This is a genomic window from Pseudomonas sp. NPDC096950 (genome assembly GCF_044762525.1).
Classification (GTDB): domain Bacteria; phylum Pseudomonadota; class Gammaproteobacteria; order Pseudomonadales; family Pseudomonadaceae; genus Aquipseudomonas.
On the sequence record NZ_JBIWEL010000005.1, the window covers coordinates 146565 to 167375 of the forward strand.

The following is a 20811-nucleotide window of genomic DNA, read 5'->3' on the forward strand; positions in this document are numbered from 1 at the left end:
TGCCAACCCCCCCATTGCCCTATCGTCGACTGAAGAAAGGACACCGGCCAAGATGGAACCGATGAGGACACTCATTTCCATTTTCCCCGGCATCACAACCATTCTTTGATCCAGCCTGCTGCACTTACTCATAGGAACTTCCGTCTTGTTTCTAGGTGGGTTCGTCTGAGAATTTAGGCCAAAAACCAGACGTGCTAAATTTTTTTTGGCGCTCATGCCAATGCGGGAGGCTTAATTGGTGAAGGTTTGATGGGCTTGGCCGGGCCGGGGCCTCCGCCCTTGTTTTCATTTCTGCCGTCGTCAGGGGGATCTCCGTAGCCGTTGTAAAGTGCATCGTTCATTTCACGATTGCGCTGCATCCTGATGACTTCAGCTCCAGTGCAACTGTATCTGCGCCAGAAACGCCTGGCTTCGCACCAGTTCACCAACAACAAAGGGAATCTCAATTTCTCCGCTGCGTGCATCAGGCTTGAAAGAAACGTTTCCCAATCACAGCAGCGGCGATCAACCCACGGTTTCTTTCTCGGTCTACGTACCAAGTCGACCTCCTCGTCCGCCTGTTACGGCCAGCGGTAAATTAGTTGGGATTCATGCTTGAGCCGTACAAGGCTGACCATGCCAATAACGTCGCGCTTGGAGATTCCAAGGCAGCACTTACCATCTCGTCAGCATCTTTGCCACTGCATGTGCGCACAGCCTGCCCGAGGTGTAACAATTGATCGCAAACGCCAGCGATGCGTGCCTTAGTTGAAAACTCGTACGCCTGAGCTTGACCGTAAACCGTAATGGCACCGAAACGGGATTTCAGCATCGCAATAGCTTCCAACTCCGTCTCTGGTACCAGTATCGTTTCACCGTCGCAGAACACCTGGCGCACGCCTTCGAGGGCCTCAATTGCTTCCATGTAACGCGATGGCTCAACGCTTGCCGATACAGACGGGTACTCCGGGTAATCATGACTCATCACGAGCTACTCCTTACTGCTTAGCTTCATCCGGTCTAAGTGGTGATTTTCCAATCAGGCAAACGGGTAAATACTGCGAAACCCATCCAGCGATTTAAGGGCACAGCCCTTGCGCCTGCTTGTGTCGCTCTCTTTTGAAGACTGCCGCAAATTGCTGTCGTATTGAAATATACTTCCCGCCTAGAGTAAAGAAATATGTTTCACAAGTCATTCTCGTCCGCTGGCACGGAGAGCGCACTAGGCGAGCATCTCCCCCAAGGAGTGCTGGCTGAATTAGGAAGGGGTATAAGGACAAGGCGGCACAGACCAGCTCCCTGTTGTTTCACCCGCCACCCAGGCTTTGCCTGAGAGCCGTTGCTCTGATAACCCGCACTTGTTATAAAAAGGGTGACTGCACTTAGCGCCAGTGCAGACAAAAATAATCAACGACCAGGATGCGCCTGTGGCCTTCATTTCCTACGCACAAAATTTCGAAGACATCCGCCTGTGGCGGATTTTCAAGAACATTCAGCACGGCTTTTATATTGATGTCGGCGCAAATGATCCCGTTCGTGATTCTGTCACCAAAGCTTTCTACGATCATGGCTGGAGCGGCATAAACGTCGAGCCTATGCCGAGCTACTACGAAGCTCTCTGTCAGCAACGCCCGAGGGATACGAATCTCCAATGCGTAGCAGGGGAGACCGCCTCAGATCTGACCTTTTACAACGTGCCGGACACAGGCTTTTCGACTCTCGTTGAGTCCCTGGCTCAGTCGTATAAGAATTGTGGCCATGAAGTCTTAGTTCAAAAAGTTGAATCTCGGACTCTCGCCTCGATTTGTGAAGAATACGTCAACGGACGGGACATTTATTTTCTGAAGATAGATGTCGAGGGCCATGAGGAATCAGTGCTTCGCGGCATGGATTTCAAGAAATGGCGGCCTTGGGTTCTCATTATCGAAACGCCCTGGAATCGTGATCAGGCGTGGGAGTCGCTGGTATTAGACGCTGGGTACCACTCCGTTCACTTCGACGGAATCAATACCTACTATTTGGCCGAAGAACGCTTGGGTTTCAAACCAGGCTTTGAGCTCCCACCTTGCAATCTCGATGAATTCCAGTTCTGCAAAGGACACAAATTTAGCCACCCAATTGAGGAAATTGAACAGCAGCTAGGGTCGGCGTTGCACAGAGCCGCAAAGGCTGAGGCTGAGTTACGCGCTATGCAAGGAAGTCGCACTTGGAGAGCAATTCAAAAAATCAAAAAAGCCCTGATGCCGGCGTAACCGGCGTAACTCATTACTTTCACCAGCCGCGCTCACGGACGAAAGATGTCGACCGTGAGCTTTACACTTTGAATATCTGAAATGAATCGATATGGGCGGTAGGAAGGGATGCCGAAAACGCTGCTCGATAAAGAAGCTTGCCACCTCACTTACTACGTCACCGCCTCAGTGCTTCACATTGATTGCGAAGACCAAGACAGGATCAGGCCCGAAGTGTTCATGAGTTAGATTTTCTAAGTGACATCCCTGCCATGGCAGCGTCAACCTGCGACCTGCATCATCTCGTCTTGGATAGCCCCTAGTCAGCACAATCTGGTCGTATACATGGCCTTCTAACCGCTTACGCCAGTAAGGCGTATCCAATCGGTACTCGAAGAGCTTTCGTCCGGCTTTTATGTCGTCGAAATATACAGCCTTCAGTGCGAGCGTCAGTGTGCGCATGTAAGTTTCCCTTTCACATCCAAGAGGTAAGCTCTACCCGTAAGGCGTTGAGATACGCCTTCCTCGCTCAGCTCTCTGGCTCAACAAAGATCGATCGGAAGATCATGATTCCCTGCATCAGCTTTGAATGCTCTGGCGTGGCCTACGCAGACTTTTGTAGGAATGAGTGCTTCATCCAATTCTGCATGGCACATGAACCCCTTTTTATCGAAGGACATGTAGGCCGCTTCAGACGTCGCCATCGGCGATTGATTGGCTATTGAACCCAGACGATAAGCACAACCATGACAAGCTCCTGTAGGGTCGCAGCGAGCCGCCAGCATGACGCCCTGGCATGCGCCGTGTAGTGTAGGGAGGTTAATGCTGTCGAATTTGTCTGGGTTCATCCCCATTTCCGTTATCAGCACAAGATCCGTCATTTCTCGGCAGTTCTCAGCTACAGAATTTGCCATTCCAACGAATTGGGCGAACAGGTCAAGAAGGCCCTCATAGCCTTGCGTTGCAGCATACGACCTGAAGAGCGCCCTGCGCTCCTGAAGATGAGCCTGCGCGACCTTGGAGAGAAAGAGAGCCTGCTCAGGCGTCATGGAGTATTCAGTTACTTCACTCATCGCTTTGCTCATGCAGGTGTTTTTTGCACATCGAAGTTCATCCGTTATGACTGCGTTCGGACGCGATGCAGACTGTAGTTTTACTGCGCGGTGAGCACATCACCTTCCGTTTTCTGAAGGCAAATAGGACTTTCTTGCACCGCCTTCGACAATTTCGACAAAGCCATGCAGTGCTCGTATATCACCGGATAGAACCAGGCTAGCTCCACCGTATCTTCGAACAGTCGAGGTATGGTTGTCCCATACCTTCCGCGCCCTGAAGCCTCGCTTGTCGCAAGTTCAAAAACGGCATTGAAAGCTTTTCTTTTCGCGCGACGTTGTGCATCGGCCAACCCCAAAACGGCTAGGTAACGCACCTCCATCCAATGGAGCCGAGCTGAAAGAGCTATTTGGAAGGGATGCCTCCTTGACGCACCGTGACGAGTGAAATGAGGCAGTAAACATGGTTCACCCATGGCCACGTTTTCCCATTCGTAAAAAAAGCCATGATCGACGCACTGTTCAATGCAAGGAGGCCCTGCAACATCGACCCATTCTGCTGAAGAGAGCCATTGACGAAACTCGCAAACCGTTTGATGCGCTCGCTGATTTAGGAAATCGATACATGCCAAATCATCGTCTACATCGATCTCTCGCAGTACCCGTGCAACATGATCGTGCTGTGTACCTGTACGCGGCGCGAAAGTACGCCAATTCTCCTCAAGGAGAACCGCGCTTTTGATGTCTGCGGTGATGCCGTAGAAATCCGGCCCACCCACACTGGCTTCACTCACGTACCGCCAGTAAAGAGAGCCCAGCTGTGGATGATGAGCCGTCACAACCACGCCAGTGCGGGCTCGAAAATTGCCACATGCAAATTCAAATTCCATTCCACTGCTTCCCACTATTTACGATGTCAGCCACGCCAGCATTCACAAGAACCGGCGTCGGGGACAAATCAACTTTGTTGAGCCACTTTGGCGCTAATCAAACGAACATCAGACCCGATGGCCTCCAAGTAAAAATTCATCTGATCAGGGTCAGCCGGTGTGGGAGCTATCTTCTTATTGGCGATTGACGGCAGCGCGCGTGAGAGGACGAGGTTGGACTCGTACAGGAAGCGCGATGCCCTATCCCCCTTTTCTGACAAGTATTCGGGTGAGCCTGTCTTGCCCGCTTGAAGCCAGGGCATTAGGTTGTCATCGAATGGGCATAAGAAAGTTAACAACTGCCTGGCACGGGTCATCCCTACGTAGAACAAACGCCGCTCGTCCTCAACCCTCGCGGCTTCTCCAGCTTCGTTCACAGCCGCTTTGCGTGGCTTGTGTGGGAAGTGCCCTTCTGCAAGACCTATCATGAAAACACACGGCCACTCCAATCCCTTTGAGCGGTGAATGGACGTGAAAAGGATTGCAATAGTCGAGGATTTAGCTTTGTCGGAAAACGACCGGAGGTCGGCCATATGCCCAATGAATTTGGCAAGCCCCGCCCCTTCTTGCCAAGTGTCGATGTAGGCGACGAACGCATCGATTACCGCCATCCTGTCTTCGAAGTCTTCAACCGACTTTGCGAGTTTCTGAAGAGAGTCTACCAACGCCAGCTCGCGCATCAGTTCACGTACGAGGTTAGCGGGCTCAGGCTTCGTTTTTTCTTTCGCCAGCGCCCTCACCGCCCGCCAGAGACGTCCGCGACGAATGACTGCCTCAGAGAGATGACTGACCATCCCGGTAAGATTGCCTGCAACGAATGTTGTAAACCCTTCTATTCCATCAGGCTGCACCAGCACGCAACGCGCCAGCTCGTTTGCCATATCCCAAGTCAATCCAAGGCTTGGAATATTCAGCATTTCGCGGATCGTGCTAATACTTCCGAAATCAGGGTCGCCCTGATACGGCTTACTGGCTAACTGGCCAGACGCAAGCTGCATCCAAGATAAAAGCCCTTTTACTGATGAGTTTTCGAGAACTGAGTGTTTTTCGCCTCCTTCCAAACGGAAGGGGATACCGGCCCTAAGGAGAGCAAACTGAGAAGAGCCAGTGCGAGCGTACGTCCGGAATAATACGGCTATATCAGAGAGTGGACGACCAGCTGCAATTTGATCTTCGATCAACTTCAAAAGGTTTGAAGCTTGGGTGTCTTCCCACTCGATCTTGATCTGCGTATTCGGAGTCGAATGGGCGGAGATGCAAAGCTTCGCGGCCCGATTTACGTTGTGTGTTATGACATAGTTAGCCGCGCAAGAGAGTATGTGGCCATACCTGAAAGTCCTCGTCAGCTTGTACGTGATAGCGCCGGGGAAGTCCCTGTAGAAGCCAACCAAAATGTAAGAGGGCTTGGCTCCTCTCCACGTGTAGATGCACTGATCATCGTCGCCGACAGACATTACGCGCGCCCGACGACCCGCAACAAACCTGACGAGGGCTTGCTGGGATTCGCAGATGTCCTGGTACTCGTCAACAATCATGTGCTGGTATCGATTTGCGACGTACTCAGCGGCCTCGGGGTTCTTTTCCATGGCGACAACCGGATCATAAATCAGGTCAGAAAAAAACCGAACGCCAGCCTTTTCTCTTGCGCGCTCATACTGCTTATAGGCTTCAACGAACCATTGATATTGCGCGTCCCATGATCCTAAGCCCCAGACAGCCTCAGGGGTTTCAAGATCGCTTTTGACCCTATCGATAAACGTCATGAAGACGTCTGCGATCATCATCGGATATCGATAGCCCAAACGTTTGCAGAAGGGCTCAATTACGCTAGCCGCGAATTTTCTTGCTCTTTGTACGTTCCCAACAAATTCCCAGGCGGGCAGGAACTCACCCTTGACCAGCCAGCGCAGTGTATAAGTACCAAGACCATGAAATGTCACTGAGTCCGGGGCATTGCGGGAGCCGAGGCGTTTTGCAACTTTTTCCCCAAATTCCGCTGAGGCACCGGTATTGAACATCACAGCGATTATTTGCTGATGTTTTACGCGATGCGCCTCAACCAGATAAGCAATTCGCTCGATCATGGTCGTGCTTTTACCAGAGCCCGCTACAGCCAAAACGTTTGCATGCTTCTCGACAGAATGCAGAACAATCCGCTTTTGTTCTTCTGATAACGCCATAGCTACTCCAGAGGGTACTTGTTCCCAAGGTATGGGCGGGGCGCACATTTGGACTGCTCGAAAGCCTGTGGGAAGCCTTCATGTGTTCTGAGAAAAACGATTGCCTCTTGCCCGGTTAACACTGTGTCAGAAGTGGACATTTTCACAGTAACTTCGCCCGCATCGACAAGAAGTTGGCCTGCGTCGCTGGACACGATTAACCGGCCGTAGGCACCCCATGAAAGCTCATAAATCCCAGTGCTTTGAGCCATGGCATCTCTCTTTGATCGATGCACCGATACGACTAGATGAACAGTGATATCGCCGTCAGTGAAATTGCAGGTGGAACTCCAGAACATAAATCACCGGCTTGATTAATGACGCCTGAAACCATGATTTGTCTCAAGATTGGAACCCATAGCCCGACATACATTGGGCACTTTATGCCGTCAAGGCCGAATTCCGACTATAGTCGGTCGCTATCGTCGACCTTGCCTAGGAAAATTGTTCCTTTTCGTCAGGCGTTTACGGTATCCAAACTCATAACCTTGCATTTGGAAAAGCAATGAGACAACTGCGTAAAACGCGGAAACTCTCACAGGCTACTCTGGCCTTGGAGGCTGGGTTAGACCGCACCTATATCTCACTTCTGGAGTTAGGTCAGCGATCCCCAACCCTAGATACCCTCATGCTTTTGTGCCCTGTTCTAGGTGTTACTCTCACAGAAATCGCTTCTAAAACTCAGGATATTCAGGCTGACCTTGAGCACCAAGATCAATAACACGACACCAGTAGGGATAGCCGAAAATACGTAACAAGGTGCCGAACTGAACTATTGGGCGTAGTTAGCGCAAATTGCCGAAGCTTGTACGCCCGTCCACGGATCTTCTTTTTCTAGCGATAAAACCCTAGCCGCGCAGTTCCAGGTTGTCATGTCCTGTCCCGGATATGATTCATCAAGATTCACTTCATGTGAATAACCATTGAAATTACAACCGCCACTCACAATCCTCTTACCGACGGGACAACTCACAGTTGTCATGACTAATGTCGGCAGAGGCCAGCCGGTGATGAAAGTGTATGTTTGCACCCACTCGGCATTACTAATTCCAAGCAGGTTCCACACACCCGACTGACAGGACAAGGGGAGGCCTGTCGGTGTAATAGCCTCTGTGCCAACGCCAGAACACGGTGTTCCTGGCGTTGCAATTCTTGAACTTAAAGCGGGCGGCCCACCGAGGGACACTGAGTCCGCGCCTGATGCCGAAACGCATAACAAAAGCGCTGTGAGAAAGCCAATTTTTCTGATCATGTGCAGACTCATTTACACAAAGTTTCGGTTTTAACCAGGCCACATGCCTGATTGTTCACGGCGCGCCAGCCGAGCCCTTGAACCCAAACAGCCAGTCGCGGGACAAAGGTAGTAGCAGTCTCGTCTGCATACGCATAGAACCCACCGATACTTGAGCCCACTCCCGAATCGCAGGCCGCCGCCACCGATACGTAGATTTTTGCAACCTTGGGCGCAAGGCAAGATGGTTTAGGGATTGCCGTCCCCGCCTGAACGACATCAATGCTCATGTCCATTCCCGCCACTACCATCAACGGTGGCTGGACACTTGACGAACCCAAAATGGTGGGAACACCAGCGCCGCTATAACGCTGATATGCCAATGCACTTCCCTGATCATCCCTGAGGTTGATCTGGCCGCTGTAACTACTTTGGCCATACACATTCCAATGCCAATCAGTTTCTGCTGCCTGAACAACCGGGGCGGATGAGATCAGCAGCAAAGCTACAATCCAGGATTTCATTACTTGCCACCACTCTGTTGCTGTGGGCACTTTTGTAAAAATGAAGCTTTCTTGTGGTCAGGCATTTTTGCGTACTTTTCGAGTGGTTTTTTGCACTCGTCCAATCCTTGCCCCATAGGATCACTCAGGCAGACAAGCATTTGACATGCGTCACCAGCATCTCCACCTAGGATCTGGGACGGATCTAGTCCAGTAGAAGGTGGAGTTAACCCTTCGGCGTTAACGCCAGAAACAAAAAGTGCTGCAAGAAATGCAGCTTTAGTGCAGCGGAGACGTTGCATAGCTTCACCGTAAAATTGAAGATCACTTAGGGCTTGCACCTGCAAGCCACCGGGCAACACTTGCCTCGACCTTGTGAGCAGCTTTATACACCTTGATTGCATACTGCTTTTGTCGAGCGATCTGCTCAGGTTTTTTGGGTGACTCGCCAGTGTGATAGCACCCGACCCCATCCCAAAATGACCCATTGAATTTGTTCAAGCATCGCCTGAGGATCCAGCCTGCCGTCCAAAGGTTTTTACAGGTGTCATTCTTCAGCTGCTCAGCATCAATGCCGATCTCTTTGGTTTTTTCGAGCCAGCTTGAGTTGATTTGAGCGGCTCCATAGTCGTAGCTGCCGTTCTTGTTCAGATTGGCCATACCCTTCCGGCCGCCCTCTACATACAGGATTCCACCGAGCAACGAGGGCTGTATCTGATAGGCAGATACGACCACCGAAAAGCAGTGCCTCGGGACTTCGTCATGCAGAATGGCAGGTGGTAGGTCTATCATATTAGTCCATTATACCAGAGGAATGAGATTCGGGTGATTTCAACCACCTTTGACCAGCGACCAGTAATGCCGACTGAAAATGTCATTGACCACGACAGTTGGCGGGTTGACTGCCGGGTGACCGAGGCCTAACTCCACGAGCTCAACATTGATAGGCGCTTGGCGGTACCACAAAACAGCCGCCCAGACGTCATAGCCGGAAACTTTCTCAAGCGGGATATAAAAATCAATGAGCATACCTTTGAGGCGGTATTGCTCTGACCAGGCTTTAAACCCATCGACATCCTGAACAATGACATTTGCGAGCCGGATAACGCGCTTGAGCTGCTTACCCTGGTCGTAGTAGGCAACGATCATCATGTTGCCAACTACCTTCTCGATGCTGCCGGAAAAGCGTTGCGGTTGAAGGGGTTTTTCCGATTGAGAATCAAGAAAAGCTCGCGTCGACCAAACCAGCGCGTAGTAAACGTTCGATACCTTTTCTCGTGCAGTGAAAAGGCCTGTGTCTTTGCCAAAGGAACTGTCCGCGACCGTCCATAGGAGAGCAAAACAGAACGCCAAGCCAGTAACGCTCGCAGTCAAGCTAGCAAGGAGGGCCTGACCCGGATTTTCATATCGCCATTGAGACCACGCATCAAAGACAGCGTGGATACGGTCAGATATGCGGGCGAGTACGGCCGAACCCGAGGTGCTTTGCACCCTATCCTCAGGCTTGGCAAAAACGCTAAGCAGGTTTTCAACAGACGCCCTCACCTCATCAAGCCGATCCTGATCCATAGAGACCTCAGTAGCTTTTGAATGAGAGCGTGAGTGGAGCACCGCCAAGATCCAAGCTCACACCTGCGGTCGAAATCTTAGTAATAACGGGATTAATTGGCTGCCCGTTAAGACCCATTACAGACAACGAAAGCATCGGTTCACGAATTGCATAAAAGTGACCATTGATGAAAGCACCATTGCTGGTGATGCCGCTCACACGTGGGTTGTAGCGCGTGAAGAAATCCATGGTTGGGGTCACAACCTTCTTCTGCTCGACTTCTTTGGTTTCAATGACCGGCTCAGGCAAGCTGAAAGCATCTTCAATAAGTTGATCATTCGAAACCGAAGCAGGAAGTGCTGCTGTTGTCGAAGATTGAACGATTGAAAGAGCAACAAGCTTTTGGGCGTTCGCAGAAATAATTGCGGAAGATTGAATTGCCTGTTCGCCATACACAGCTTGGGAACCCATTCGCACAGTTGCTTCTTTCAAGTAGGTGCTCGCGATCCAGGCGAAAAATAACGCACCGACAACAATACCGGTTTTTAAAAACTCGGGGGAAAGATCGATATCAAAGTTAATTCTTTTCATTATTAGATGGCGTCCTTCTTAATATCGGAATCCAGTCGAACCCTTAGGCAGAAATCAGAAACACGCGCTGTAGGTTTTTTTGATTCACGGTCATACGTAATTTCAACACTGCCCAATTCGATGTCATTACGTTTTGCAAGTTGTTGAAGCCCAACCCGCAACGCTGTCATATTTGTAGCAGTTAAATCAAGCGGCCCTCCTGCGTTGCCGAGACAAACTCTTTGCAACCCCACAGACAATCCATTGAAAAGTACGGCTTCGCCGCTGATTTGTTTAATAGTATCGACATCGCTGATGAGCCCATGTTGATCAAGATTGACTACTCTAAACAATGAAAGCAGATCCTTGACGTCAGAAGCGCTAACGAAACGGTTTTTCCACTGCTCATTGACCGGTAACAAGGCTTGATACGCAGCTTTCCATTCAATGAGCATTTCGTTAGCAGCAATCTGCTTTGTAGTTACACCTTTAAGTTTTTCCCATGCTGGAAAACTTTGAGATAGGAACACGAAACTGATAACGGCCGAGCCGAAGAGGGTTAGGTATTTAGTTTGCAGCATTGCTCGCCCCTCCCAAAGTGTATTTCCAATAAGCTACCTGTGTCGGCCCTACTTTAACCATCTCATCCGTATGATCAACCAAACGGACAGTCATACCAGTTTTATTATTCAACATGGCAACAACGGGCTCTGCTTGATCGCGCGCTGAAAGGTCACTTTCTTTAGGAAGAGAAATTTCTATATGAAACTGGTCAACAGCCATGTTACCGACATCCATTGACCCTTGAGAAGAAGCTTGAAGCCTGATATCAGCCGGGGAGAAGAATTTGACACTGCGAACAAGCACGCCAGGAAGCGTGGCAACCTGGGATAAAAATGCATCCTCTTGTCGAAGCCGATCCAAATGCTCAGGCTGCTTGTTCAGAAGTTCCTGGCGATATCGGAGCTGATCCAATGACTGTGCACTATTTTCGTACGCAGATTCGTAGCCGGCTATTTCCGCCTTGAATTCATGGCGAGCAGTGTTGAGTTTGCCGTAACCAAGACCAACAACGACGGCGTACACAGCCACGGCGAAGCCGAGTAAGCCTAAGGCAGGAACAAAGCCATATGACTCATCATTACCTTGTTTACGGAGTTGAATACGACGCTCAACCAAACGCTTAAATGGTTCTTCTCCAACTTGACGGAAGCGATCCATTGCCGTGATGTCACTTAGCGGAGGATCAGGCAATGGTGAGCACCAGTGCACATCGTGCAGAGGGTGCTTTTCAAAAACTTCTCTTAGAACCGCTTCTAACTGGAAGGGACTTCCGTCCCATCTATTTTCAATCACATTGTCCAGACGTGAATCAGTGAAAATAAACACTTCCAGGTTGATCAAACCATGGACGATTGGGGCCCCCCCAATAACGATTGTGTTGTGCTTAAGCGCTAAGCCGTAGGCAAGGTAGTGATCGGCAATAAGGGCAACTTTGCCATTATAGTTAGCAGCATTTTCTACAGCATCACGCTTTATAGCCAAATAAAGCTGCTTGCGGCTTCTATCAAATAAGCGAGATTTGGAAGCAGACCTGGGATTTTGCTGGATAAATTCAGCATCTCCGTTCTCGTCTACTGTAGACGTAACATCTTCTAAAGATTCGCGATCTACAGAAGCGTAAACCAGATCACCACCAATGAGAATTAGTTCACGGCTATTATCGAGAATGTATTGATCGAAATCATTCGGGGAAGATACGAACTTCATAATTTGGCCTTTAGCTATTTTGCAGGTGCGCGGTTAGTACTGACCCGAGCACTGTATAAACCATGGATAATGGGGCCGCCACAGCAACACCAGTAAGAATTAGGCCAATCGTATTGAGCGTCTCAATTGTCTTTTGTATTTTTTCCCGACCATCTTCAATCATGACCACACCATACTCACGCATAGGCTCTGTAACGCTACCAGTTTGGTGAGCTTGACGAAACGCCAAACGTATATAAGGAGGCCAAAGTACTGAGCTTGCCCGTGGGTCAGAAACATCCCTTCGTTGGTTGTCAGACGCCTTTAGAAGTCCATGCTGACCCATGTCTCTACCAAATGCTCGCAGACCTGACTGCAAAGGTTCAGGAAGTGTTTTAACAACGTGTTTAATTTGCTCATCCATAGGCAAGCCAGCGGAAGATACAATTTCAAAGTAACGCGCGGTTATACCGAACTTCAACAGCGAATATGCATAACCAACCCCTTTAACTTTCAGGAGCTGTGTGATTAGAAAGTTTGACGCCTTCCTGCGGTTCTCCTCTCTTGACAGATATGCAGAAACACCCAAAACAATGATTGAAAAAACGGCCAGTAATGCCAACCACCAGTTAAGGATAAATGCATTGGTATGCAAAGCCATGGAGACTACCGCTGGCGGCGAGTATCTATTTGGCAAACCATGGCGAATGGAATCGTAGAGCTGTGGAACGAGGAATAGATAGAAGGACAGGCCAATGCCGATTGCCGTAACCATGAGCCCGAAAGGTGTTCTCAAACCACGCAGCACTTTGTTTATTGATTCTTGGGTTTTGCTGGTCTGCCAAATTTGGTCGAAAACGTTATCAAGGCTACCAGCCTCTTCGCCCGCGATAATAGCAGGCATGACATTTTGTGGAAATACAGACTCCAAAGCCAAGGAAATAGAGATGCCGGATGTGTTAATTTTTTTAGCACCGGCATAAAGGATACTTTTGAATCGAGGCAGCATATTACCTGCTTCAATCATAACCTCAGCGGCCGACAAGTTTCCCGCTTTATAGAGGTTACGAAAAATAAAACTAACCTCCATCAGCTCACGATTAGTCCTGATAACCTTATTATTCTTGGTTTTCATCAGACTTTCACCGTCTTGATATCAATTCGCCCAGAAACAAAATGCTTGAAAGCGGAGTCAAACATTTTGTATGGCGTCATTTCCTGTACCTTCAAAAGGTCTCTAGGATCATTCGCGACCAATAGATTTTTAATTTCTGGTGTGAACAGTAAAAGTCCATGAACCGGAATCATGCTTGAATACCCATCAATACATGAATTGCATCCCTTGGGATCAGCGACCCTGTGATACTTGGGCAATGTGTCGCGGCTGAAATTGGTTATGCCCTTCTGTCGAGCATACGCCTCCAGATCCGAAATATTGGATTCGTCAAATTCAGTCATAACGCTACAAACCTCGCAAACACAAGGGAGAAGCCGTTGAGCTAAAACTGCTTCGAGCGCTGTCACGAGATCGTAAAGCATTCCAGGAGGAATATAGTTCGCGACCGTTTTATAACCCGTAACCGGATCATTAGCGTGAATAGTGGAAAGCACGAGGTGACCAGAGTTAGCTGCGCGAGAGCAAGTAATAGCCTCGTTAGCCCCCAAAACCTCACCAATATAGACTAAGTCCGGATCGTGGCGAAGAACAGCACGCATGGCAGCCGTGAATTCATTATCACCAGGTTTGAATGCTTCGCGATATATATGTTTACTAACATCGACATGAGCCACGCCCTTGAGCAATCGTTCAACAGGATTCTCAAGGCTTAAGCGTTTTTTCTTAATACCCCAGTAGCGCTCATGCTCAGTAATGACCCCAGCAATGGTTGTCGATTTGCCGGAGTTCGTGGGCCCGCAGACCAATATCAACCCCTGGGGTAGAACAGCCAACCTTTGTAGTTCGCTAATAATATCCTTATCAATATTCAAGGATTCTAAAGAGATATCCTTAATTTCACGCGGAAGTACACGAATCGATACAGAAACATAATCGTCGCTCACGCCTGAGTTTACAACTGGAATGAAACTAAGACGTAGAAACGCGGTGCCGCTTTTCCCTTTGAAAGTAGCACTTCCGTTTAGTGGGTGTAACACACGCCCACTACTCGGGTTCGCTTTCGACCTTTGGCCGAGGATGTTGACCAGCGCAATTCGTGTCGAGGAATCAATTGTAAACACCTGACGCAACATCTGATTGTTTCGGAAATAGATTAATCCGGAACCATCTTCCTGGTGAGGCTTTATCCAAATATCGTTAACCCCTTGGTGCATGGCCAAGTTTAAGTAGCCAATCAGTCTGTTAATCAGCGGATCAGATTCTCCTTCTCGCTGATAAATGATTTGTTGGTTGTCCCCTTCAGCACCGATTTCAGATCCACTATCCATGGTATGGGATAAACCCATCATCATATTGTTGGAAGCAATCCCATACACTATGGTGTCAGTGTTAACGCTTTCGGCAATTAATGCTTTAAATATAGGGCAGGCTTTGATTTGAGCTCTGTTCCGTGCCCTGAACTCAGTGAGTTTGGAAATATCACCGAACAACAAAATAGTTTGGCGACCTTCAGCCAATACAGGAAGCATGTTCTTTCGCGAACATTCATCACTAATGACGTATTTGTCTCCAGCCATAATCGGATGAAGATGCAATGTATCAGTAGGGTTTCCTACAAATAGGAATCGCTGTTGAATTGCCATGATTTCATCGTAACGGGCTACGATAGGCGGACACGCGTCTTTCAGCCAGTCCAGAGTTTTAACAGTGGCCGGCTTTTCAGCCAGGCGAGCCTCAACGTCCTCTGAAGACATAATGTCCAAAGCAACCACGATTTCGCCTACTTTATTGCTGGACAGCGAAACACAACGATCCGCGTGCACCTGGATCTCTTTGGAAGGATCAGTCAGGCCCCATTTCTTTATGAGAAGCTCACCGGCGGTACTAACTTTTGCATTCATTTTTCACTCCAAGCGAGCTTCTTCAGCAAGACGTACAATTTGACCAGAACTTTGCAGGACACCAGTTCTGTTTACTAAAGCAATATGATCTTCGGAGATCTGGTTTAATGCTATTGGGATCCCCCAATAGTTAAAAAAATCGTCACAAGACAATGGTATGCCTTGAAATACAAAGTTACCTTGGCAATTAGCGGCCGTTCCTGTGTAGCCAACAATCCCAGCCAGGCTAACCACTGATCCACTTGCGAGAGTTGTAAATTTTCTATCATCACTGTAACGGCGAAGAAACTTTTGCAGAGTCCTCTGCATGCGTTGCTTCTCCGCAACAATCAACTCCGCTTTATCTGAGCGGGTTTCGATCTTCAGCCATAGGCTATTACTATTTCCACACCAGGATTGAGCGGTATAAAAATCACCCGTTCCGCACTGGTTATAACTTGCACCTAAATAATCGCTTTTGCCCAAGTACGACTTGGGCGACTCAAACCAGAGTGCAACTCGATTGAACTTCCATACGGAATCGCTGATACCTGATGACGTTTCAAATTGAATCACATCATTTACATGTAGATTGAGATATTCAAAGCCCGGCCTCGACGCAACGAGATCCGGGCTTATCAAACCTTGTGCGGGGTTTTCAAAGTAGAATTGCTTTACTCCGTCGCCCAAAGCATGGATATGGTAGGCAATATTCTGCGACCGATAATAATCAAAACGTTCCTGCACATGGCTAATGGCAGAATCGAGTGTCGAGAACATTGCCAATCCGATGGCGATTAGAAGAAAAGCAAACACTTGTAAGTCTCCTTACGGCGTAGTGATCATTTTGACCACGTGCTTACCGTTACCATCCGCAGCGGTATAGCGGAGGTTGCCTGTTGTTACCGCTTGGCTTGAGTCGAACTCGATGCCAAAGTCCTGAGCCAGTTGCTGCAATGTATCCGACGGCACAACATCAAATTGAAGACAGATTTTGCCTACGGTTGCGCAGGAGGCTTGGAAAGTAACAGGGAAGTTCACCACTGCATAAGAGCCAGGAGACGAACCGCTTGGCCGTGTAATTACAGTTACATCGGTATCCAAAGGCCGCGCGTTCAAGCTTTTGTACTTCGACAAGTACGCTGAATTCACTGCGTCTTCACCCACGACAATTACGTCCATCATTGTCAGGCCCGGTTTGGTAATCGGGTTGGACAGCGCGTTGGTTCCCGTTCCGAGCTGAGCATGCATGATGCCGATGGCGGAAGCGGTTGCTTTTGCGAAAGACCGCATAGCCTTCGCATTGGCTGGATCAGCCGTACCCTTGAATGGGTTTGCTACCATGATCAGCAAAATGCCGAGAATCACTACGACGACCATCAATTCGATGAGCGTAAAGCCCTTCTGCTTTTGACGTTGTTTCAGTTTGCTCACTAAAAGCATGGTCTTTCTCCTTAAAAGGTAATAACTAGATCTGATGCAATTACGCCAGTTGGTGGAGCTGCGGCTGTAAGATTCTTGTTAATCCGTAGAGCCGAATAGTGTGGAGGAATCCCAGCACTCGCGGTTCCCGTCGCAGCGGGGTCATAGTCCTGGCAATACTCAATAGACCCCCCCCAAGCGGTAGTGCCGAATTCTTCTTTACTCAAGCCTATGGAATCCAAAATATTCACGTTCACAGCGTCAAGTCGGTACCAGCCGTTATGACACCCCATGTTTGTAACAGGGTTTCTTCCAATCAGGTTTGGCGCTCCTGAGTTGGTTGGCAGTGGATAAAAATTCTGGGCGCTATTTGCAGCGGCCATTCTTAGCCTGGCGTTGAATTCGCTACTCAATTTGTCACGCAAGGTGTTTGTCCGGGCAATAGTCATACTCAGCATCTGTTTTTGTTCTGGCAGCGTGCTGATTACAACACCAGCATAATCCGTCCCGGATGGTGTCCACGTTGGGAACGTGGCCGCATTAAATACACCAGAGTCCCCTGGCACGGAGGCATTGCAGCTATCGCTCATGCCACAGGCGGACTGATAAATCACTCCAACGTCATAGGTCAGTGTTACTTGGGTACCAGTTTGAAAGTAGTACGGCATCGTATAGAGCAACCCCGGAACCACTTGGTAAACCCGTAGATTCCGATTGACCGAGCCATCATCATTTATCGAACCTACTTCGATACCGGTATTGCGCATTTCAAGAGCCAACGCCTGCCCCGCTGGGGTTGCATCATTTGGATTGAAAACTGCGCTATTCAGGCCATTCCCGGAATAGGGTAATGGCAACCTTCCGTTATTCGTGTTTCTTGAGAAATTCGTCAACGCAGAAGATATCCGCTGCACCGCAAGAGAGTTGCGATCACGGTTCTCCATGGTTCTTAGTTGCAAGAACTGTGACAAGAACGGTGCGGTCGCAATCATTATCACGCCAAAAATAACCACGGTGACCATCAACTCAATGAGTGTAAAGCCTTGACTTCTCTTTCTCACTTTACACCTATTTGTTTATTCTTAGCGTGAGCGCGAGATAGTACGTACTGACAGCATCCTTATGCGTTTTCTTACCCATCAAACCGGATAAGAAGTTACCTTCAGCGTTGTAGCCGGGAATGCCTGAGCCGGAACTTTCGTTCGATTCACTTACTTGACCGCCCAGAATGATCATGTCCCCGTCACGCATCAACACTTCGCCAGAAAAGTTACTGTCTCGTATTTTCGGAATCGGAGATGGAATTTGTTCTGTCTTTCCATCAGAACCGGTAATGAACTGCACGGACTGAAAAACGCCAGTTTGAATTGACTGGGTAAATGTAATTGGCGACCGGACAGTCTGCTCTTCAGCGTCATAAGTAGGGACGATCCTGAGCAGTGCACCTGTTTTGAAAGGAACAAGTTGGTTTGTTGTGCCCACCAACGCGCCACCTGATGCGCCCGAAGATGTGTTCTGGACGATCTGGTTGTAGTACTGGGTTTCGTATTGGGCGAATTCGCCGGGGACACCGTTGGTTGTGACCAAGCGTGGCTTCTGCTTAACCGTGAAATTGCCGTTCGCTTCAAGGTAAGCTAAGAAAACCTGTGCCGGGGTGCCCGTTAACTTTTGCAACCCGAGGAAAGTATTACCAATGACACCTTGGTCACCAGGTGTAACAGCCGGTGGATTGCCCGTCGAAGGTGGGGAAACAGTTACGCCACCCAAGGCATTGTTATTCACAACCATGCCATATTTGCCACCAGCGAAGGTCGCAAAAGCTTGAAGATCGAGGCCTTCGCTCTTATCTCTGGTTGTAGAGACCATGATAAGCATGCCCTCGTACACCATTACTGCACCGTTGTCGTTTTTGATGCCCTTGATTATCTCATCGACTTGCGACATTACCCAGTGCGGTGCTTGAACCGTAATCGCGCCGGTATCTGGGTTGGTGCTGTAATTGCCGATTGTCTGCTCAGCGCACAGTTCCTGGTTGGAGCTGGAACCGGCAGCAGGCGTTTGTGCATTTGCAGTCATCAGGTTCATTGATGGAGGCATCGTCCCACCCATAGATCCGGCTAACTCGGGCGGGAGCGGCGGCAGACTCGAACCGACGCTTACAGGCGCAACGCTAGAAGTGGTTGGGATGCATTGCTTGAGAATGCTGGACAATTGCTTGTCCAAGTTTTCCCAGAACTTACCCTCGATCTCGATTTTTCCGGAGCCCGTATCCACGCCCGTTGATACGCCGCCAACAAGATTTGAGTTTGTGCCGCCGCTACCCCCCATCCCACTGCCACTGCCACCTGATGACGTGCCGCTACTGCCACTGCTACCAGAAGAAGAACCCACGTTCCCCGAAATAGTGCCGTTCTTGTAGGAAGTTTTCCGCGCGCCAAGCTTCAGGTACCAGGTGCGCGAACGCATCGGCACTACGGCGACAAACTGGCCTTCATCGTTGATCACATAATCCAGTCCCATTGGAGTGAACAACAAGCGCATTGCTGTATCGCCGTCGACATTGGACACGCCAAAACCGGTGTACGTATAGCTTTCCAACGGCAGCGAGGACATCACATTGACGCCTTTACTGCGCAGCATCTCAGCCAATGCGCGGCCGGTGATCCCGGCGCTATCCTTCGCTACAGGCAACGTCAGCCGAATATTTTTCAACCACTGGTGTTTAGGGATCTTTACTGGCTCTCCAGCCATTGGGATATCGCTGATCCGTACACGCTCACTCGCAGGAGCGTTCATCTTGGCCTTGAGCTCTTCGATTTCGTTATTGAACTCTTTGGCCTTGCCCGAATTACCGTCGATGTGAGTTGTGCATCCCGTAGCGACAACAAACGCGAATGACAAGGTAAAAATACAAATTCGCCGCATCATTTACGTTTCCCCTCTAAAACATAGATTTTTCGTTCAGCAGTATTCACGTCAGCAACTACTGTCGGGTTATAAAGAAGAAGTTTAGTGACCGCTTCTGCAAAAGTTTTCCCTGTGACGGTATAACTACTTTTAAGCATGTAGTCGTACTCATCATTCCAAGACGGTTCAAGCCAACCATTTTCTTTGCTCAGTCTTTCGATGTTTGCGCGAAGCGAGCCGGACTGTACGTTCAATGAAACCAGACTGGGGGCTTTGCTAATAACAGGGGCCGCGACAACCGACGCGGGTTGTTTTTGCGGGGTGAATACCTTTGACTGCGCCGGAACAGACACTGCGACAGTAGCTTCACTGTTACCCGAAGCCAATAAGACAGCGGTATTAGCCGGTTTATTGATTTTTGCCGTTTGCAATACTGGAGTTGGGGCTTTAACCGGCTCTGGTATGACTTTAATCGCCTTTGAAGCGGCGAATGTATTCCGTCCCTTCGAGAGCATTACGGTGTTTTGATACCAATCGATATGAAACTTTAAACCATTGCGGTCGCCAATCTGCCGTAAGACTTCAGGCATAGATTTGTTCCCTGTGAAACTGATTGTCACAGGAATATCTGACTTCTCTAAACCTTTCTCCTTGTACAACTGCCATCCAGACGGAAGCACCATCATCATCGCTTCAGCAAAAGGAACATCATCGGCAAAGCCGTCTACCGGCGCAGTTTTGCTCGGGCCAGTTTGGGTAACGGATTGATAGGCAAGATCAACTACAAGTTCAGCATTCTCATACCGCCGCTGCTGCGGAACTAAACCAGGTTCAGGATTCTTAAAGGTGGCTGCACCTTTCTTTTCATACGGTTGAAATTGGCCCATCGAAGTATTTTCACTCCCGTAAGGAGTGGTGCCTTCAATTTCAAATCCTGCTGAAGCAAGCCCCGGAAAAGCGAAGACTGAAGCGGCAACAATTAGCCCGCGCGCAGTATGAATGGACATAGTTCTCCAGTGAAATGCACGCTTCATTTCGTCGATCCCACTTCCAAATACTTGATTACTACTTGGCGCAGGTTTGGGTTGATTCGAATATCAGCCACTTTTCCAGCTTGAAAACCGGCATCCGCAAGCCACTCGGCAGGGGGTCTGCGCTGTTCAGTCATGCTGATAATTTTTGGCGTTGATGGCCTAGCCCCTAGGATTATTGGTTTTGGCCATCCAATGACATCCATGAGCGATGTAACAAACATCTCTAGCTCACCGTTGAAACCATTTTCAAGCAGCAGTGGTTCCCGCATTTCAGGTGGCAGGCGATTGAGATCAACCTTGTACTCTTCAGTAACTCGATTAATTTTCCTGGCGGCTGTTGAAGAGAGCGCGGCTTGTTCGTTCGACCTAGCCGTCCGCATAGCAGCATCCCGGAGCGCCGTCACAGCCGGATCATTTTCCGACATCAATGGCTGTTCGG

At 49.2% G+C, this 20811-nt stretch carries 22 protein-coding genes; 2 read left to right on the forward strand and 20 right to left on the reverse strand.

Translation table 11 applies throughout. From position 1 onward, the window contains the following. Positions 1-577: 577 nt before the first annotated feature. Complete coding sequence (locus ACIQY3_RS11560) at positions 578-964, reverse strand: hypothetical protein (RefSeq protein WP_403019442.1); 387 nt, start codon at positions 962-964, stop codon at positions 578-580. Between the two features lie 442 nt (positions 965-1406). Here ACIQY3_RS11560 and ACIQY3_RS11565 point away from each other — a divergent pair, with 442 nt between their 5' ends. Then, entirely contained in the window at positions 1407-2231 is an 825-nt protein-coding gene (locus tag ACIQY3_RS11565; RefSeq protein ID WP_403019443.1) for an FkbM family methyltransferase, read from the forward strand. 165 nt (positions 2232-2396) lie between these two features. On the opposite strand, the gene ACIQY3_RS11570 is transcribed toward ACIQY3_RS11565, so the two are convergent. The 4 genes from ACIQY3_RS11570 to ACIQY3_RS11585 form a co-directional block, all read right to left on the reverse strand. Next, positions 2397-2672, reverse strand: a complete 276-nt coding sequence (locus ACIQY3_RS11570) for an ASCH domain-containing protein (protein ID WP_403019445.1) — start codon at positions 2670-2672, stop codon at positions 2397-2399. 80 nt (positions 2673-2752) lie between these two features. Further along, on the reverse strand, positions 2753-3283 hold the full coding sequence (locus tag ACIQY3_RS11575) for a hypothetical protein (protein WP_403019447.1): 531 nt from the start codon (positions 3281-3283) through the stop codon (positions 2753-2755). 80 nt (positions 3284-3363) lie between these two features. Next, on the reverse strand, positions 3364-4152 hold the full coding sequence (locus ACIQY3_RS11580; RefSeq protein WP_403019448.1) for a hypothetical protein: 789 nt from the start codon (positions 4150-4152) through the stop codon (positions 3364-3366). A gap of 68 nt (positions 4153-4220) precedes the next feature. After that, positions 4221-6371, reverse strand: a complete 2151-nt coding sequence (locus ACIQY3_RS11585) for an ATP-dependent helicase (protein WP_403019449.1) — start codon at positions 6369-6371, stop codon at positions 4221-4223. A gap of 511 nt (positions 6372-6882) precedes the next feature. Here ACIQY3_RS11585 and ACIQY3_RS11590 point away from each other — a divergent pair. Next, positions 6883-7131, forward strand: coding sequence for a helix-turn-helix domain-containing protein (locus ACIQY3_RS11590; protein ID WP_403019696.1), 249 nt, complete (start codon positions 6883-6885; stop codon positions 7129-7131). 539 nt (positions 7132-7670) lie between these two features. Here the strand turns inward: ACIQY3_RS11590 and ACIQY3_RS11595 are convergent. Genes ACIQY3_RS11595 through ACIQY3_RS11665 form a run of 15 tightly spaced genes read right to left on the reverse strand, consistent with a single transcriptional unit; the run spans position 7671 to position 20797 of the window. Continuing rightward, a complete protein-coding gene (locus tag ACIQY3_RS11595) occupies positions 7671-8165 on the reverse strand; it encodes a hypothetical protein (RefSeq protein ID WP_403019450.1) in 495 nt (164 codons plus the stop codon). After that, positions 8165-8446 (reverse strand): hypothetical protein, encoded by a 282-nt coding sequence (locus tag ACIQY3_RS11600; protein ID WP_403019451.1) that lies wholly within the window; start codon positions 8444-8446, stop codon positions 8165-8167. Before ACIQY3_RS11600 ends, ACIQY3_RS11595 begins: the two co-directional genes overlap by 1 nt. Before the next feature lie 22 nt (positions 8447-8468). Continuing rightward, complete coding sequence (locus tag ACIQY3_RS11605; protein WP_403019453.1) at positions 8469-8936, reverse strand: lytic transglycosylase domain-containing protein; 468 nt, start codon at positions 8934-8936, stop codon at positions 8469-8471. Between the two features lie 39 nt (positions 8937-8975). Continuing rightward, positions 8976-9713 carry a hypothetical protein gene (locus ACIQY3_RS11610; RefSeq protein ID WP_403019454.1) on the reverse strand — a complete coding sequence of 246 codons (738 nt, stop codon included), beginning with the start codon at positions 9711-9713 and terminating at the stop codon, positions 8976-8978. A gap of 7 nt (positions 9714-9720) precedes the next feature. After that, positions 9721-10284: a hypothetical protein gene (locus ACIQY3_RS11615; RefSeq protein WP_403019456.1), complete on the reverse strand. Its 564-nt coding sequence runs from the start codon at positions 10282-10284 to the stop codon at positions 9721-9723. Between the two features lie 2 nt (positions 10285-10286). Next, entirely contained in the window at positions 10287-10844 is a 558-nt protein-coding gene (locus ACIQY3_RS11620) for a hypothetical protein (protein ID WP_403019457.1), read from the reverse strand. Continuing rightward, positions 10831-12033 carry a hypothetical protein gene (locus ACIQY3_RS11625; protein ID WP_403019459.1) on the reverse strand — a complete coding sequence of 401 codons (1203 nt, stop codon included), beginning with the start codon at positions 12031-12033 and terminating at the stop codon, positions 10831-10833. The genes ACIQY3_RS11620 and ACIQY3_RS11625 overlap by 14 nt, the downstream gene beginning before the upstream one ends. A gap of 10 nt (positions 12034-12043) precedes the next feature. Beyond that, positions 12044-13147, reverse strand: a complete 1104-nt coding sequence (locus tag ACIQY3_RS11630; protein WP_403019460.1) for a hypothetical protein — start codon at positions 13145-13147, stop codon at positions 12044-12046. Further along, positions 13147-15030 (reverse strand): ATPase, T2SS/T4P/T4SS family, encoded by a 1884-nt coding sequence (locus ACIQY3_RS11635; protein WP_403019462.1) that lies wholly within the window; start codon positions 15028-15030, stop codon positions 13147-13149. The genes ACIQY3_RS11630 and ACIQY3_RS11635 overlap by 1 nt, the downstream gene beginning before the upstream one ends. Positions 15031-15033: 3 nt before the next feature. After that, entirely contained in the window at positions 15034-15825 is a 792-nt protein-coding gene (locus tag ACIQY3_RS11640; RefSeq protein ID WP_403019463.1) for a hypothetical protein, read from the reverse strand. Positions 15826-15837: 12 nt separating this feature from the next. Further along, positions 15838-16452, reverse strand: a complete 615-nt coding sequence (locus tag ACIQY3_RS11645; RefSeq protein ID WP_403019464.1) for a type II secretion system protein — start codon at positions 16450-16452, stop codon at positions 15838-15840. Between the two features lie 11 nt (positions 16453-16463). Next, a complete protein-coding gene (locus tag ACIQY3_RS11650) occupies positions 16464-17492 on the reverse strand; it encodes a type II secretion system protein (protein WP_403019465.1) in 1029 nt (342 codons plus the stop codon). 7 nt (positions 17493-17499) lie between these two features. Beyond that, complete coding sequence (locus ACIQY3_RS11655) at positions 17500-19359, reverse strand: hypothetical protein (RefSeq protein ID WP_403019467.1); 1860 nt, start codon at positions 19357-19359, stop codon at positions 17500-17502. Next, positions 19356-20345, reverse strand: a complete 990-nt coding sequence (locus ACIQY3_RS11660; protein WP_403019468.1) for a hypothetical protein — start codon at positions 20343-20345, stop codon at positions 19356-19358. Before ACIQY3_RS11660 ends, ACIQY3_RS11655 begins: the two co-directional genes overlap by 4 nt. 23 nt (positions 20346-20368) lie before the next feature. After that, the gene (locus ACIQY3_RS11665) at positions 20369-20797 is read right to left on the reverse strand and encodes a DotD/TraH family lipoprotein (protein WP_403019469.1); all 429 of its coding nucleotides are present in this window, start codon (positions 20795-20797) and stop codon (positions 20369-20371) included. Positions 20798-20811 lie beyond the last annotated feature (14 nt).